Source organism: Streptomonospora sp. PA3 (genome assembly GCF_009728995.1).
In the GTDB taxonomy this organism is placed as follows: domain Bacteria; phylum Actinomycetota; class Actinomycetes; order Streptosporangiales; family Streptosporangiaceae; genus Streptomonospora.
The window spans coordinates 48,332-62,796 of the sequence record NZ_VTZW01000020.1 but is presented as its reverse complement, the minus strand read 5'-3'; the positions used below and the strand labels follow the sequence as shown (position 1 = coordinate 62,796).

Here is a 14,465-nt window from a genome sequence, read left to right as displayed (position 1 = left end):
CGGGCGCGTGCTGTCCGTGCCGGAGATGGGCCTGGTCGTGCTGATCGGCGTGTCGGGATCGGGCAAGTCCACCTTCGCCGCCCGGCACTTCCGCCCCACCCAGGTCGTCTCCTCCGACTTCTGCCGGGGGCTGGTCAGCGACGACGAGAACGACCAGAGCGCCACCGGCGACGCGTTCGAACTGCTGCACCACATCGTCGGCACCCGCCTGCGCCGCGGCCTGCTGACCGTCGTCGACGCCACCAACGTGCAGCAGCGCGCCCGCGCCGAGCTGGTCCGCATCGCCAAGAAGCACGACGTCATCGCCACCGCCATCGTTCTGGACGTGTCCGAGTCCGTCGCCCGCGAGCGCAACGCCTCCCGCCCCGACCGCGACTTCGGCCGGCACGTCATCCCGCGGCAGCACCGCGAGCTGCGGCGCGGCGTCGGCAAACTGAACAAGGAGGGGTTCCGCCGGGTGCACGTCCTCGACGGCCCCGCCGAGATCGACTCCGCCACCGTGGCTCTGGAGCGCGGCTGGAGCGACAAGCGCCACCTCACCGGCCCCTTCGACATCGTCGGCGACGTGCACGGCTGCCGCGCCGAGCTGGAGGAGCTGCTGTCGTCGCTCGGCTACGCGATCGCGCGCGACGATCAGGGGCGCGCGGTGGGCGCGCACCACCCCGAGGGCCGCACCGCGGTGTTCGTGGGCGACCTCGTCGACCGCGGCCCCGACACCCCGGGCGTGCTGCGCCTGGTCATGGGCATGGTCGGCGCCGACGACGCCCTGTGCGTGGCCGGCAACCACGAGGACAAGCTGGTCCGCGCGCTCAAGGGCCGCAAGGCGCAGGCCCGCCACGGGCTCGCCGAGACCCTGGAGCAGCTCGGCGCCGAGTCCGAGGAGTTCCGTGCCCGCGTCCGCGCCTTCTGCGACGGCCTGCTCAGCCACTACGTCCTCGACGAGGGCCGGCTCGTGGTGGCCCACGCCGGGCTGAAGGAGGAGTACCACGGGCGGGCCTCGGGCCGGGTGCGCTCCTTCGCGCTCTACGGCGAGACCACGGGCGAGACCGACGAGTTCGGGCTGCCCGTCCGGCTGCCCTGGGCGCGCGAATACCGCGGCTCGGCCGCGGTCGTCTACGGCCACGTGCCCACGCCCGAGCCGGAGTGGATCAACAACACCATCTGCCTGGACACCGGCTGCGTCTTCGGCGGGCGGCTCACGGCGCTGCGCTACCCCGAGCGGGAGCTGACCGCGGTGGCGGCCCGGCGCGTCCACTACGAGCCCGTGCGCCCCTTCCCGGCCTCCGGTGGCGGCGACGGCGAGCGGTCCGGCGCCTCCGGCGACGGGCGCGGGGCGGCGCTGATCGGGATTGGCGACGTCCTGCCCGACGGGCCGGTCGGCCGCATCCAGACCGGTTTCGGCACGGTGTCGGTGCCCCGCGAGAACGCCCTCGCGGCGCTGGAGGTGATGAGCCGCTTCGCCGTGGATCCGCGCTGGCTGCTCTACTTGCCGCCGACCATGCCGCCCGCCCCCACCGCCGCCGACCCGGGCGTGCTGGAGCGCCCCGACGAGGCGTTCGGCAGTTACCTGGACCAGGGGATCGGCCGCGTCATCTGCCAGGAGAAGCACATGGGCTCGCGCGCGGTGGCGGTGGTCTGCCGCGACTCCGCCGCCGCCGAGCGCCGCTTCGTCCCGGGCGCCGAGGGGGCGGTGTTCACCCGCACGGGGCGCGCGTTCTTCCCCGACCCGCAGGTGGAGGCCGCCGTGCTGGCCGAACTGCGCGCGGGGATCACCGCGGCCGGGCTGTGGGAGCGATTCGGCACCGACTGGATCGCCTTCGACGGCGAGATGCTGCCCTGGTCGGCCAAGGCCGAAGGGCTCATCCGCGAGCAGTACGCGTCGGTGGGCGCGGCCGCCCGCGCCGCGCTGCCGGCGGCCCGGCAGGTGCTTGAGGCCGCGGCCGAGCGCGGCCTGGACGTCGCCGACCTCGCCGAGCGCACCGAGCGGCGCGACCGCGACATCGAGGCGTTCAGCGCCGTGTACCGCGGCTACGCCTGGCCCACCGACGGCGCCGCCGGACTGCGCTACGCCCCCTTCCAGGTGCTGGCGGCCGAGGGGCGCGAGTTCTCCGCCGAGGACCACCTCTGGCACATGGGCGTGGCCGAGTCCCTGGCCGAGCACTGCCCGATGGTGCTGGTAACCCGGCACCGCACCGTCGACACCACCGATCCCGAGGCCACCGCCGCGGCCGCCGCCTGGTGGCGCGACCTGGTCGCCGAGGGCGGCGAGGGCATGGTCGTCAAGCCCGTCGGCGGCCCCCGCGCCACGGGGGCCAGGGGGCTTGCACAGCCGGGCCTCAAGGTGCGCGGCCCGGAGTACCTGCGCATCATCTACGGCCCCGACTACCTCGCCCCCGACCGCCTGGCCACCCTCCGCGACCGCCGCCTGGGCCGTAAGCGCCGCATGGCCCTGAACGAGCACCGCCTCGGCCTGGAGGCCCTGGCCAGACACGCCTCGGGCGAGCCGCTGTGGCGCGTCCACCAGCCGGTGTTCGGCGTCCTGGCCCTGGAGTCGGAGGCGGTGGATCCGCGGCTGTAGGCGAGGCGGGTCCGGGGCTGCCGATCTCAGGCCCGTCCGGCTTCGGGAGCGGCCCAGGCCCTGAAGACGTCGAGCTGATCGACCACCACTGAAGGAGGCGCATGACGGTCGACAAGGCACATGAGCCGATCACTCCCGGAGAGATCCTTCTGCCGGACTTCCTCGAACCCATGGGCGTCTCCCGGTACCGACCGGCTCAGGCGATCGGATTACCGCCTCGCCGGATCAACGAGATCGTGCACGGCCGGCGCCGGATCACGCCGGATCACGCCGGAGACCGCCCTGCGGCCGTCCAAGGCGCTCGGTTTGAGCGAGCGGTACCGGCTCAACGTCCAGGCCGACTACGACATCGAGGTGGACAAGGACCGCCACCAGGCCGAGATCTACGCCATCACCCCGCTCACCGCCTGACAGGCACCGCCGCGCTTCCGCCATCGGAGAGCGGGACATCGTGCCTGGTCTCCGGATGCCCGGCCGGACGGAAAGGGGCGCCGGGGAACGGTCTCGCGGACGGGACGAGGCCGGTCCCCGGCGCGTTCGGGGGTGGTTGTGCGGGCGCTCAGGCCGGTGCGGGCCGGGCGCCTGAGATCTCTTCGGGGTGGCGGGCGGGTCGGCGCGGCATCGGGGACGGGAGCGGGCGCCGCCGGCGGTGCGGATCGCGGCGGCCCGCGTGCGGGTTCGGGTCGTGCGAAGGGGCTACCCGGATACGCGCCGGTATAGCCGATTCGGTCCGCCGTTCTGCGGCGAAAACCGCCGGATGCCGCGAATGAGCAGGTGAAGCGGTATAAATCGGTTCGGGAAAACCCGGGCGCGCGATCGCGCGGATGCCCTGTTCCGGTCCCGGCCGCCGATCGCCGTCCCCCGCCATGTCGCAACCGCTCCTTTTCGTCCAGTCGCGGGCTCGGCCGCTTCGGTATCCGCTATCGCAGGTGTGAGGCGCCGTTGACGTCCAGGACCGCGCCCGAGGTCCATACCGCCTCCGGCGACGCCAGATAGGCGACCGCGTCGGCGATCTCGGCGGGTTCGGCCACCCTGCCGAACGGGCTCTGCGCGTGGATCGCGGGCCCCTCCTCGGCGAGGCGCGCCTCGACGCGCTCGGTGGCGGTGAAGCCCGGCGCGACCGACGCCACGCCGATGCCGTAAGGCCCCAGCGACACCGCCAAGGACTGGCCCAGGGAGTGCAGGGCCGCCTTGCTCGCGCCGTAGGCGGGCATGCCGGGTTCGCCGCGGTAGGCGCCCCGCGAGCCCACGTTGACGATCCGCCCCGCTGCGCCGCGCTCGATCATGTGCCGCGCCGCGCAGTAGCTCAGATTCGCGGCGCCGACCACGTTCACGCCGATGATCCGCTGCCAGGCGGCCTGCCAGTCGGCGAAGGAGGTCTCCGGCAGCGGGTGCGGGATGACCGCGGCGGCGTTGTTGACCAGGACGTCCAGGCCGTCGAGCCCCTCGACGGCCGCCGCGGCGACGGCTTGCGCGGTCTCGGGCTCGGCGATGTCGCCGCGGACGAGCACGTGCCCGGTGCCCTCCAGGGACGCCAGGGTGGCCTCGCCCTCCTCCTTGCGCGACGCGTAGTGCACGGCCACCCGATCGCCGTCGGCGGCGAAGCGCTGCGCGATCGCCCGCCCGATACCGCCCGAGGCCCCCGTGACCAGGACGCCGCGGCCTCCCCCGCCGCTCACGCGGCCCTGATCCGATGGCCGAGGGCGGTGGGTGGCGTCCTGTTCACCGGCTGCCGTCCTTCCTTCACGGAACCCCCGCGGAGACCGTGCTCGCAGTGCATGCGGCGACCATCGTTGACCGCCTGATGTCCGAATGTCAACATTCCGCACATGACCGCATTCGGCAACGCACTGCGCAAAGCGGAGCGCCGAGGGCTGGGCCAGGAGGCCGCCGATCGGATTCGCGACGCGATCTTCGGCGGTGTCTTCCCGCCCGGCGCGGTGCTGCGGGAGGTGGAGCTGGCCGCCGGCCTGGAGGTCAGCCGCGGATCGGTCCGCGAGGCCCTGGCGCAGCTGGAGCAGGAGGGCCTGGTCCGCAGCGCCTGGCACCGGGGCACGCGGGTGATCGACCTCTCGGTCGCCGACGTCGACGAGGTCTATGCCGTGCGCGCCGCCCTGGAGCGCCTCGCGGCGACGAGCGCGGGCCGGCGGGTCGACGGCGAGGCGCTGGCCGCACTGGAGGACCTGGTCTCCGAAATGGACAGCGCACTCCGGGCCGGCGCCGCAGGGTCCGACCTGCTCGCCCTGGACATCGCGTTCCACGACCGGATCTACGCGGCCGCGGGCAACCGGCGCCTGCTGGACGCCTGGCACGCGGTGCGCTCGCAGGTGTACCTGTTCCAGCTGACGCGCGTGGCCCGCGACGACGCCGACTACCGGTCGATCCTGGTCGAGGAGCACCGGGAGCTGCTGGCCCTGCTGCGCGCCGGCGACACCCCCCGGCTGGCCGAGGCCGCCGAGGAGCACGTCGACTCCGCCCGCCGCCGGCTGGTGCGGATGCTGGCCGCCGCCGAGTCCTGAGTCCGCGCTGCGAGCCGCTGCCGGGCCTGTGCTCCGGGTGCCCGCAGGCGCGGCGCCTGGCCGGGCGGGCGGTGGGAGGGGGTGGTTCAGTCGTGCCCATCGGTGCGGGTGCTCGCGGGTTGGGCGTGTGACGGGGGCGGCGAGGGCGGTAGGTGGTTGGGCCCGCGCGGATCGGTTCGGGTGCCCGCCGGTTGGGCGGGCGGCGAGGGGCAGCGACGGCCGACGACGGCTGGGCCGAGCGATCACCGGTTGCCGGCGGCGGACGGCTGATCCCCCGGCGGGGCGGCGAGGGCGGCACGGGGTGGAGCCCGTGCCCATCGGTGCGGGTGCCCGCCGGTTGGGCGAGCGACGAGGCGGCGAGGGCGGTGCGGGGCTGGGCCTGCGCGGATCGGTCCCGGTGCCCGCCGGTTGGGCGTGCGACGGGGCGGCGAGGTCGGCGGGGGGCGGGGCTGGGCGGTCATCGGTTGCCGGCAGCGGATGGCTGATCACCCGGCGGGGCGGCGAGGGCGGCACGGGTGGAGCCCGTGCCCATCGGTTCCGGTGCCCGTCGGTGGCGGCAGGCGACGGGGCGGCGAGGGCGGCGGGGGGTGCAGCCTGCGCGGATCGGTCCCGGTGCCCGCCGGTTGGGCGTGTGACGAGGGCGGCGAGGGCGGCGCGGGGTTGGGCCTGCGCCCACCGGTTCGGGTGCTCGCCGGTGCGGCAAGTGACGAGGGCGGCGAGGGCGGCGCGGGGTTGGGCCTGCGCCCACCGGTTCGGGTGCTCGCCGGTGCGGCAGGCGACGGGGCGGCGAGGGCCGCCGGGGGTTCGGCTCGGCGATCACCGGTTCGGGAGCGCGGTGGTTGCGCACGCGACGAGGCGGCGACGGCCGGTGGGGGGGGTTGGGCCGGGCGGTCGCCGGTTGCCGAAGGTGGGTGGCGGGCCGTGATGCGCGAAGCGCTGTGCGCCAGCTTGCCGCCGAGCGGCGGTGCACCTTTGCCTCGGGGGCCCGCCACCGGTGGTACGGCTCCACCTGGGACGGGCTGCGTGCGCTCGGCGGCAAGCTGTGACCGCGCTTCGCGAGGCGCACCCATTGCCGCAGCCCCGGTGGTGGCCGCCCCGGGTGGTGCCCGGTGGGTTCCTGCAAAGCGGCGTCCGCCGTTCTTAGACACGGCTCGGGCGGGATGTTTCGGGCATTTCGCCTCGCGTTGGGTCGACGATGCCCGCCGATGGTGCGCGGTGGGCATGTGCGGCGCACCGGAGCGCCGGTTCTTCCGTGATGCGGAAGGAAACCGGGGTGGTTTGCCCGGAATGCCCGGATGCGGCGGGGGGTGGGAGTGGCCGGTGTGCCACGCGGTGCGCGTTTGGATCGCTTCGGGTGCGGATCCCCGGTCCAAACGCCATGATCATCGCCGATCCGGGCCGTGCGGGCCGTCCCGGCGCCCCCGCATACCGGACATCGCGGGAGGATTCGACGCCGCGGGCGGCCCTCCGCGCGGCCGGACCCCGCCCGGGCGATCGCGCGGCGCTTCTCGTCACCCCATCGCCGCCCCGAAGGCGCCGAATGTCGGGGTTCCGTGCCCGGCTTCCGCGTCGAGGGTGTCGGTGGGGCCACACTCGGCGCCGAGTGTGGCCCCACCGACACCCTCGATGCAACCGGGGGGCGGTCCGGCAGCCGACCCGGCGGACGAACCGGGACATCGGAGGCAGACCTTCGCGGTCGGCGCTCCCAGTGGCGGCGATCTTGTACCCGTGGTCACTTGTTAACGCTCACAACGACCACAGGTACAAGATCGCCGATGGAGAGTTAGATTAATTCGGGCGTTCCGGGTTTCGGGTTGGGCGCGCAGGGTGGGTGGGGCGCACCGGAACGCCACCCAGACGCGCCGCCTCCGTCGCTCACCGCCACCGGCCCCCACCCGGACCGATCCATGCCGCCCGAGTCCACCGCGGCCGTCGCCGCCTCGTCGGGTGACCGGCCATCCGAGGGCGGCAACCGCTGATCGCCGACCCGAGTCCCGCGCTGTCCTCGCCGCCCTCGTTGCATGCTCAACCGGCGGGCACCGGGACCGATCCGTGCGGGCTGAGCCCTGCGCCGCCCTCGCCGCCCCGTCGGGTGATCAGCCATTCGCCGCCGGCAACCGGTGATCGCTCAGCCCGGCCCCCGCTGTCCTTGCTGCCCTCGTCGCCCACCGCCGCCGGCGGGCACCGGGTCCGATTCGCGCGGGTCGAGCCGTTCGCCGTCCTTGCTGCCCTCGTCACCGGCCGCCATCGACGAGCATCGGAACCGATCCGCGCAGGCCCCGCCCCTCCACCGCCTTCGCCGCCTCGTCGCCGACCGCCGCCGGCGGGCACCGGGACCGATTCGCGCGGGCCGAACCACCCACCGCCCTCTCCACCCCCGCCGCCTGCCCCCACCGCCGGGCACTTCAACCGATCCCCGCGGGCCCGGCCGTCCTCGGCCGACTCAGCTCCCAGGGGCTATCCGAACGTCATGACACCTGGACCGAGGCGCCTTCCCAGGACGGGCAGCCTCCCTGGAGTCACTGCGACGCCACGAGCTTCCGCAACAGGTCGCGGAAGGATTCCTGCTCGGCCGGAGTGAGCGGGGCCAGTGAGGAGTACGCGCTGAGCCGCTGGAGCACGTCGTCGCGCAGGCGCATGCCGTCCCCGGTGAGGACGATCCGTTTGGCGCGCCTGTCGCCCGGGTGGGGGCGGCGCTCGATCAGGCCGTGCTGTTCGAGCCGGTCGAGGACGAACGTGGCGTTGGACGCCTCGCAGTTCATCCGGGCGGCCAGCTCGCGCGCGGTGATCGGCTCGGACAGCTCCCGCAGGGCGACGACCTGGCTCGCGGTGATCCCCAGTTCCTCGGCGACGCGGCGGACCTGCACGTCGAGCGACTGGGTGAAGCGGTGCACCAGCTTGCACACGTCCCGGTCGAGCTGGGCGTCGGCCGAGAGGTCGGGCTGGCTAACCATGGCCCGAGTCTAGCGCCTGCGTTTCGAGTCATGATAGTTCTAGTTCGGATTATTCGAACTAGAACTATCTGGTGGTTCCTCGCCCATGCGACTCTCCGTCTTCTCCCTCATGCTCGTGGTCTTCAGCTTCACCACGGGCGAGTTCGTGATCGCCGGCATCCTGCCCGATGTGGCCGCCGGCCTCTCCGTGTCGATCCCCGCCGCCGGGCTGCTGATGAGCGCCTACGCGCTCGGCATGATCGTCGGCGGCCCGGTGGTCACCGTGCTGACAGCCCGGCTGGCCCGCAAACCGCTCATCGTCGGCCTCATCCTCGTCTCGGTCGGCGCGAACCTCGCCTCGGCGCTGGTGCCCGGCTACACCCTCCTGCTGGTGTCGCGGTTCGCGGCGGGTCTGGTCGTGGCCACGTTCTTCGCCGTCGCCATCACCGTGGCCGTCTCGACGGCCCCCGCGGGCAAGCAGGCCTCCACGGTGGCGAAGCTGACCCTGGGAATGAACCTGGGCATCGTGCTGGGCGCGCCCATCGGTACGTTCATCGGCCAGAACCTCGGCTGGCGGGCGACGTTCGCGGCGATCGCCGCCTTCAGCGCCGTCGCCCTCCTGCTGGTGCTGCGCTCGGTGCCCGCACAGCCGGCGGTGGCCGGCGGGTCGCCGCTGAGCGAGCTGCGCGTGTTCGCGAGCCGCGACGTCCAGCTCGCGATCGCGCTGACCGTCGTGGGCAACGTCGGCGTCGTCACGGTGTTCGCCTACATCGCGCCCCTGCTGACCGGTGTCAGCGGGTTCGGTGCCGCCGCGGTCCCCGCTCTGCTGCTGGTCTACGGCCTCGGCGCGATCGCGGGGAACCTCCTCGGCGGCCGGCTCGCCGACAAGGCCCTGATGCCCTCGCTGGCCGGCCTGCTCGCCGCGCTGGCGGGCGTCCTCGTGCTGTTCTGGCTGCTCGGCGGGTTCCAGGTGGCCGCTGTGGTCCTGACGTTCGCCCTCGGGTTCCTGGCCTTCGCGATCATCCCGGGCATGCAGACGCGCGTCATGACGACCGCGGCCGCCGCCCCCACGCTGGCCGTGGCGGTCAACGCGTCGGGATTCCAGATCGCCGCGGCCGCCGCGGGCTGGCTGGGCGGGCGGATCATCGACGGCGGGCTGGGCGCGCAGTCGATCTACCTCGCGGGCGCATTGCTCACCGCAGCGGGCCTGGGCATCGCGCTGTACTCGCTGCGCCGCGACCGCCGCCCGGTCCTGCACCCCTCCCGGGCGTGAGGCGGCCGCGCCCGGGGGCGGCGCTCGGCGTCGCGGCTACTCCAGCACCGCGGTGGCCTCGACCTCGACCAGGAGGTCGGGCTCGCCCAGCGCCGCGATGCCCAGCAGGGTGATCGGTTTGACCGGGTCGATGCCCAGCCGCTCCGCCGCCCGCTGCACCCCCTCGCCCAGCGCGGCCATCTTGTCCGGACTCCAGTCGACGACGTAGACGGTCAGCTTGGCCACGTCGTCGAAGGAGCCGCCGACCTCGGCCAGGGCGGTGGCGACGTTGAGGTAGGCCTGCTCGACCTGGGCGGCGAGATCCCCCTCGCCGACCGGCCGCCCATCGGCGTCGCGGGCGACCTGCCCCGCCAGGAACACCAGCTTGGAACCGGTGGCGATCGACAGCTGCCGGTAGACCTCGGGCTTGGGCAGGCCCTCGGGATTGACCAGCTTCACGGACATGGTTCCTCCACGGCGTCGCGGCACGGCCGTTCCACCTTAGACCGGTCGTGCCGCTCCCGCGGGGGGATCGCGGGCGCGCCGTGCACCCGGCCCGGACGCCGCCGCCTAAGCGGGCGGGCCCGCGCCGCCATGGGCGGGCGTGGCCACCGCGGCGCTGCGGACGTGTTCGGGGCGCAGGCCGTACATCATCACGCGGGCGATCACTGCCGACCACGGCCCGGTGCCGCCGATCGCGCGCAGCAGCAGCGGCAGCTCGGCGTCCGCGGCCAGCGCCCTGCTGATGACCTGTCGCTGCAGCAGCTGCTGCACCGCCTGGGTGCCGACCGTGGGCATCCGGCGGCGGCGCTGCACGCGGGCCAGCAGCTCGGGGTTGAGCGTCTTGGCGAACCGGTCGGGATCGCTCTGGGCCTCCAGCAGGGGGCGCGACAGCAGGTTGGCCGTCGCCACCGCGTCCTGGATCGCGAGGTTGATGCCCACGCCGCCCACCGGTGTCATGGCGTGCGCCGCGTCGCCGATCGCCAGCAGGCCCGGCCGGTACCAGCGCTCCAGCCGGTCCTGGGTCACGTTGAGGAAGGCGACCTTGGACCAGTCGTCGATCTCGCGCACGTTGTCGCCGAGGAACGGCAGCAGCCCCAGCAGCGTCTCCTGGAAGCTCGCGATCGGCTCGGCGCGGACCGCCTCGAAGCCGCCCTTGGGGATGAGGAACGCGATCTGCCAGTACTCGCCCCGGTCGATCGCCACTGCCATCGCGCCCTCGCCCAGGCTGCCGTTCAGGCCGCTGGGGTCGGCGGAGCCGCGGGGCACCCGCAGCCACAGCACGTCCATCGGCGCGCCCAGCTCGGTGGGGACCATGCCCGCGGCGTCGCGCAGCCCGGAGTCTCGGCCGTCGGCCGCGATGCTCAGCACGGCACGCAGTTCGTGCTCGCGGCCCCCGCCGTCCTCGCCCTCGGTCCGCTCCCGGTAGCGGATGCCGCGCACGGCGCTGTCCTCCTCGGCGATGCCCACGGCCTCGGCGTTCATCAGCAGCCGGAACCCGGGGTAGGCGCGGGCGTGGTCGGTGAGCATGTCGAGGAAGTCCCACTGCGGCATCATCGCGACATAAGGGAACCTCCCCGGCAGGGAGGCCAGGTCCGCCTGGACGATGGGGTCGCCGCTGCGGCCGACCGTCAGGGACGTGACCTTGCGGTGCGGGCGCTTCTCCAGCTCCTCGGCCAGGCCCAGCTCGTCGAGCACCTGCAGCGTGGAGGGGTGCACCGTGTCGCCGCGGAAGTCGCGCAGGAAGTCGCGGTGCTTCTCCAGCACGGTGACGTCCACCCCAGCCCGCGCCAGCAGCAGGCCGAGCATGATCCCGGCGGGACCGCCGCCCGCGATGGCGACGGTGGTCTTATCGGTGTGCGACATCGCAACCTCCAAGGAAAGGGCGATGCGGGAGCCTCCGAACGCCCCGGGAGCCGGCTGGGTCGGGTGCGATCCGGCTCCGCGCCCGGCAGCGCGTCAGCCGACCGCCAGTCCCTTCGTCCCCGGCACCGGGCCCGGTAACCGGCCCCTCGGTGGTTACCCGCGGGTAGCCAAGGCGGCGTGACGTGGATTACCCTCCCGCCATGGACACCGCTACGCAGACCTCCGGCAGCTCCGCGTCGCCGACGGAGCCGCGGGACGTCTCCCCCCGCCTCACCCGGCGTGTGGCCGCAGCGTCGGGCAAGACCGCGACCACCACGGCTCCGTTCACCGGCGCGCCCCTCGCCGAGCTGCCGGAGTCCACGGCCGACGACGTCGCCGCGGCGTTCGAGCGCGCCCGCACGGCGCAGCGCTCCTGGGCCGCGCTGTCGCCGCGCGAGCGCGCCGAGCCCTTCCTCAGATTCCACGACCTGGTCCTGGACCGCCAGCGCGAAATCCTCGACATCATCCAGTGGGAGACCGGCAAGGCCCGCCGGCACGCGTTCGAGGAGGTCTACGACGCCGCCGGCGGCACCCTGCACTACGCCCGGCGCGCGCCGCGCCTGCTGCGCCCGCAGCGCACCGCCGGGGCGGTCCCCGGAGCGACGCGCACCTACCACCGCCGCATGCCCAAGGGCGCCGTCAGCGTGATCACCCCCTGGAACTACCCGCTGGCGCTGCCCGTCGCCGAGGCCGTGCCCGCGCTGCTGGCCGGCAACGCCGTCGTCGCCAAGCCCGACACCCAGACGGCGCTGACCGCGCTGTGGGCCATGGACCTGGCCGTCGAGGCGGGGCTGCCCGAGGACCTGTGGATCCCCGTGCTCGGCACGCCCGGAGAGATCGGCGACGCGCTGATCGACCACGCCGACTACGTCTCGTTCACCGGGTCCTCGCCGAGGGGCGCCGAGATCGCCCAGCGCGCCGCGGGCCGCCTCATCGGCTTCTCCGCCGAGCTGGGCGGCAAGAACCCGGCCGTCGTCTGCTCCGACGCCGACCTCGACTGGACCGTGGAGGGCCTGCAGCGCGCCTGCTTCAGCAACGCCGGCCAGCTGTGCATCTCCATGGAGCGGATCTACGTGCACGACTCCGTCTACGACGAGTTCGCCGAGCGCTTCACCGATGCGGTGCGCGGCATGGAGCTCAACGCCCACTTCGACTACTCCGCCGACATGGGATCGCTGACCTACCCCCGGCAGCTGGAGCGCGTCGCCGCCCACGTCGACGACGCGCGCGAGAAGGGCGCCGAGGTGCTGGCCGGAGGGCGTGTCCGCGACGACCTCGGCCCCCTCTTCTACGAGCCCACCGTGCTGTCCGGAGTCGCCCCGGACATGGACGCCTGCGCGGCCGAGACCTTCGGCCCCGTCGTGTCTCTGTACCGCTTCTCCGAGGAGGACGAGGCCGTCGAGGCGGCCAACGCCACCGACTACGGCCTCAACGCCAGCGTGTGGACCCGCGACACGGCCCGCGGGCGGCGGCTGGCCGAGCGCATCCACTCCGGCACCGTCAACATCAACGAGGGCTACGGCGCCGCCTGGGCCAGCTACGGCGCCCCCATGGGCGGCATGAAGCGCTCCGGGGTGGGCCGGCGGCACGGCGCGGAGGGGCTGCTGCGCTACACCGAGTCCCAGACCGTCGCCAGCCAGCACTTCGTCGGGCTCGGCGGCACACCGGGGATGAGCGCCCAGACACTGTCGTCGGTGATGACCGCCAGCGCGCGGCTGATGAAGCGGTTCCGCATCCGCTGACCCGCGCTCCGCGCCGGCGCACCGCGCGCAGGCGGGGGTCGTGCCCCCGCCCCCGCCTGCGCGGATGACACGCGGTGACACCGTGCACGGCCGCGGGTGCACACGGTGAATTTCGACACTCCGTTCCGCTGCGGCAAAAAAGCGAAAACTCCTGCACCGGATGCCGCGTGGGCGTAACGTGCGCTTCATCCGTCCGCCGTACGCCCCCTCAAGCTCCCTCGAAGCGCGACGGCGGTTCCCGCGGAACCAACGGAGTGACCATGCGAGAAGCCGATGTCGGCATCCGGCTCGGCGGCGCCCGAGCGCGCCGCCCCGCCACCGGGACGGCACGGGTGCACCACGCGGCCGTCCAGGACCCGCCGCCGGGCGGCGCGGGCCGCGGTGAGCCGTGCTAGCCGGTGAGGTGTTCGGCTCGATCACCCGCGCCGTGAGCGAGCCGATGCTGCTGGTCGGGGTCTCCGGCGAGATCCTCGGCCGCAACGCGGCCATGCGGCGGCTGTTCCCGGCCGCCGCCACCGGGGCGAACCTCTACGGTCTCAGCTGCGACGGCCCCGACCGGGTGGGCGAAACCCTCCGGCGCTGGGCCCGCGCCGGCGAACCCATGGCCGGAACCCTCGCCCTCCTCGGCCCCGAAGGCCGGCCGCACCACTGCCACGGGTTCGGCAGCCGCGCCGCCTGGGCCGACACCGGCGAACCCGCCGTGCAGATCCGCCTCGTCTGCGCCTCATTCGACGGCGGGCTCGCGCCCGGCCCCGGCACAGGCCGCGAGCGCCCCCTGCGCGCCGGCCTGGAGCGCGAGCACGAGACCGCCCTCAGTCTCCAGCACGCCCTGCTGCCCGACCGCGTCGAGGGCACCCCGCTGAAAGTCGCCGCCCAGTACGTGCCCACCGCCTACGGCGCCGAGGTCGGCGGCGACTGGTACGACGTCCTGCCCATCCCCGCCACCGACCGCGTCGGCCTGGTGATCGGCGACGTCGCCGGGCACGGCCTCTCCGAGGCGACCGTCATGTCCCAGCTGCGCAGCGTGCTGCGCGCCGCCGCCCTGGAGGAGGGCGTCCGCCCCGACCGCATCACGGCCCGGCTCGACGCCTACGTCGACACCTACCTGCCGGAGAACATGGCGACCATGTGCTACGCGGTCTACGACCCCGCCGGCGACGAGCTGTCCTACGCCAACGCCGGCCACGTTCCGCCGATGCTGCTGCGCGCCGGCGGCACCTGCGAGCGGCTGGAGGAGGTCGTCGACCCGCCGCTGGGCTGCGCCCTGGGCAGCGCGCACCGCACCGCGCGCGTCGCGGTGCACCCCGGGGACATGCTGGTCTGCTACACCGACGGCGTGGTCGAGCAGCGGCGCGAGGCCCTGGACGCCGGGCTGGGCCGGTTGTCCGCGCTTCTCACCGGGTTCGAGGCGCCCACGCCCAAGGACGTGTGCACCACCGTCATGGCCTGGTCCGCGCCCAGCGGCCACGCCGACGACCGCGCGGTGCTCGTGGCCGGGTTCTGAGTCCGCCGCGAGGAAATAGACTGCGGGCAAGC

At 74.1% G+C, this 14,465-nt stretch carries 9 protein-coding genes and 1 pseudogene; 6 read left to right on the top strand and 4 right to left on the bottom strand.

Features of this window, described 5'->3' with window-relative positions; translation table 11 throughout:
- Window positions 1–25 precede the first annotated feature (25 nt).
- Both FZ103_RS22660 and FZ103_RS26240 read left to right on the top strand, forming a co-directional pair.
- Window positions 26–2,578, top strand: a complete 2,553-nt coding sequence (locus FZ103_RS22660) for a polynucleotide kinase-phosphatase (RefSeq protein WP_156004156.1) — start codon at window positions 26–28, stop codon at window positions 2,576–2,578.
- A 101-nt stretch (window positions 2,579–2,679) separates the two neighbouring features.
- Window positions 2,680–2,790: pseudogene (locus FZ103_RS26240) on the top strand (addiction module antidote protein, HigA family); the annotation flags it as partial.
- 708 nt (window positions 2,791–3,498) lie between these two features.
- On the opposite strand, the gene FZ103_RS22650 reads toward FZ103_RS26240, so the two are convergent.
- A complete protein-coding gene (locus tag FZ103_RS22650) occupies window positions 3,499–4,257 on the bottom strand; it encodes an SDR family oxidoreductase (protein ID WP_186356713.1) in 759 nt (252 codons plus the stop codon).
- 150 nt (window positions 4,258–4,407) lie between these two features.
- Between FZ103_RS22650 and FZ103_RS22645 the strand changes: the two genes are divergently transcribed.
- Window positions 4,408–5,097: a GntR family transcriptional regulator gene (locus FZ103_RS22645; protein ID WP_156003999.1), complete on the top strand. Its 690-nt coding sequence runs from the start codon at window positions 4,408–4,410 to the stop codon at window positions 5,095–5,097.
- A 2,519-nt stretch (window positions 5,098–7,616) separates the two neighbouring features.
- On the opposite strand, the gene FZ103_RS22640 is transcribed toward FZ103_RS22645, so the two are convergent.
- A complete protein-coding gene (locus FZ103_RS22640) occupies window positions 7,617–8,051 on the bottom strand; it encodes a MarR family winged helix-turn-helix transcriptional regulator (protein ID WP_156003997.1) in 435 nt (144 codons plus the stop codon).
- Window positions 8,052–8,136: 85 nt separating this feature from the next.
- Here FZ103_RS22640 and FZ103_RS22635 point away from each other — a divergent pair, with 85 nt between their 5' ends.
- Window positions 8,137–9,303: an MFS transporter gene (locus FZ103_RS22635; RefSeq protein ID WP_156003995.1), complete on the top strand. Its 1,167-nt coding sequence runs from the start codon at window positions 8,137–8,139 to the stop codon at window positions 9,301–9,303.
- Window positions 9,304–9,339: 36 nt separating this feature from the next.
- Here FZ103_RS22635 and FZ103_RS22630 read toward each other — a convergent pair whose 3' ends face one another.
- Together FZ103_RS22630 and FZ103_RS22625 are read right to left on the bottom strand one after the other, a co-directional pair.
- Window positions 9,340–9,747 (bottom strand): RidA family protein, encoded by a 408-nt coding sequence (locus tag FZ103_RS22630; RefSeq protein WP_156003993.1) that lies wholly within the window; start codon window positions 9,745–9,747, stop codon window positions 9,340–9,342.
- A 105-nt stretch (window positions 9,748–9,852) separates the two neighbouring features.
- Window positions 9,853–11,148: an FAD-dependent oxidoreductase gene (locus FZ103_RS22625; RefSeq protein ID WP_156003991.1), complete on the bottom strand. Its 1,296-nt coding sequence runs from the start codon at window positions 11,146–11,148 to the stop codon at window positions 9,853–9,855.
- Window positions 11,149–11,348: 200 nt separating this feature from the next.
- Here FZ103_RS22625 and FZ103_RS22620 point away from each other — a divergent pair, with 200 nt between their 5' ends.
- Both FZ103_RS22620 and FZ103_RS22615 read left to right on the top strand, forming a co-directional pair.
- Window positions 11,349–12,929, top strand: coding sequence for a succinic semialdehyde dehydrogenase (locus FZ103_RS22620; protein WP_156003989.1), 1,581 nt, complete (start codon window positions 11,349–11,351; stop codon window positions 12,927–12,929).
- 388 nt (window positions 12,930–13,317) lie between these two features.
- The gene (locus FZ103_RS22615) at window positions 13,318–14,433 is read left to right on the top strand and encodes a PP2C family protein-serine/threonine phosphatase (RefSeq protein ID WP_186356712.1); all 1,116 of its coding nucleotides are present in this window, start codon (window positions 13,318–13,320) and stop codon (window positions 14,431–14,433) included.
- The last annotated feature ends 32 nt before the right edge of the window (window positions 14,434–14,465 follow it).

What these genes read in the sequence shown, in the direction of transcription:
- FZ103_RS22645 (WP_156003999.1), top strand. Translation starts at nt 4,408, where the DNA reads ATGACCGCATTCGGCAACGCACTGCGCAAAGCGGAGCGCCGAGGGCTG.
- FZ103_RS22630 (WP_156003993.1), bottom strand. Translation starts at nt 9,747, where the DNA reads ATGTCCGTGAAGCTGGTCAATCCCGAGGGCCTGCCCAAGCCCGAGGTC.
- FZ103_RS22635 (WP_156003995.1), top strand. Translation starts at nt 8,137, where the DNA reads ATGCGACTCTCCGTCTTCTCCCTCATGCTCGTGGTCTTCAGCTTCACC.
- FZ103_RS22660 (WP_156004156.1), top strand. Translation starts at nt 26, where the DNA reads ATGGGCCTGGTCGTGCTGATCGGCGTGTCGGGATCGGGCAAGTCCACC.
- FZ103_RS22640 (WP_156003997.1), bottom strand. Translation starts at nt 8,051, where the DNA reads ATGGTTAGCCAGCCCGACCTCTCGGCCGACGCCCAGCTCGACCGGGAC.
- FZ103_RS22620 (WP_156003989.1), top strand. Translation starts at nt 11,349, where the DNA reads ATGGACACCGCTACGCAGACCTCCGGCAGCTCCGCGTCGCCGACGGAG.
- FZ103_RS22625 (WP_156003991.1), bottom strand. Translation starts at nt 11,148, where the DNA reads ATGTCGCACACCGATAAGACCACCGTCGCCATCGCGGGCGGCGGTCCC.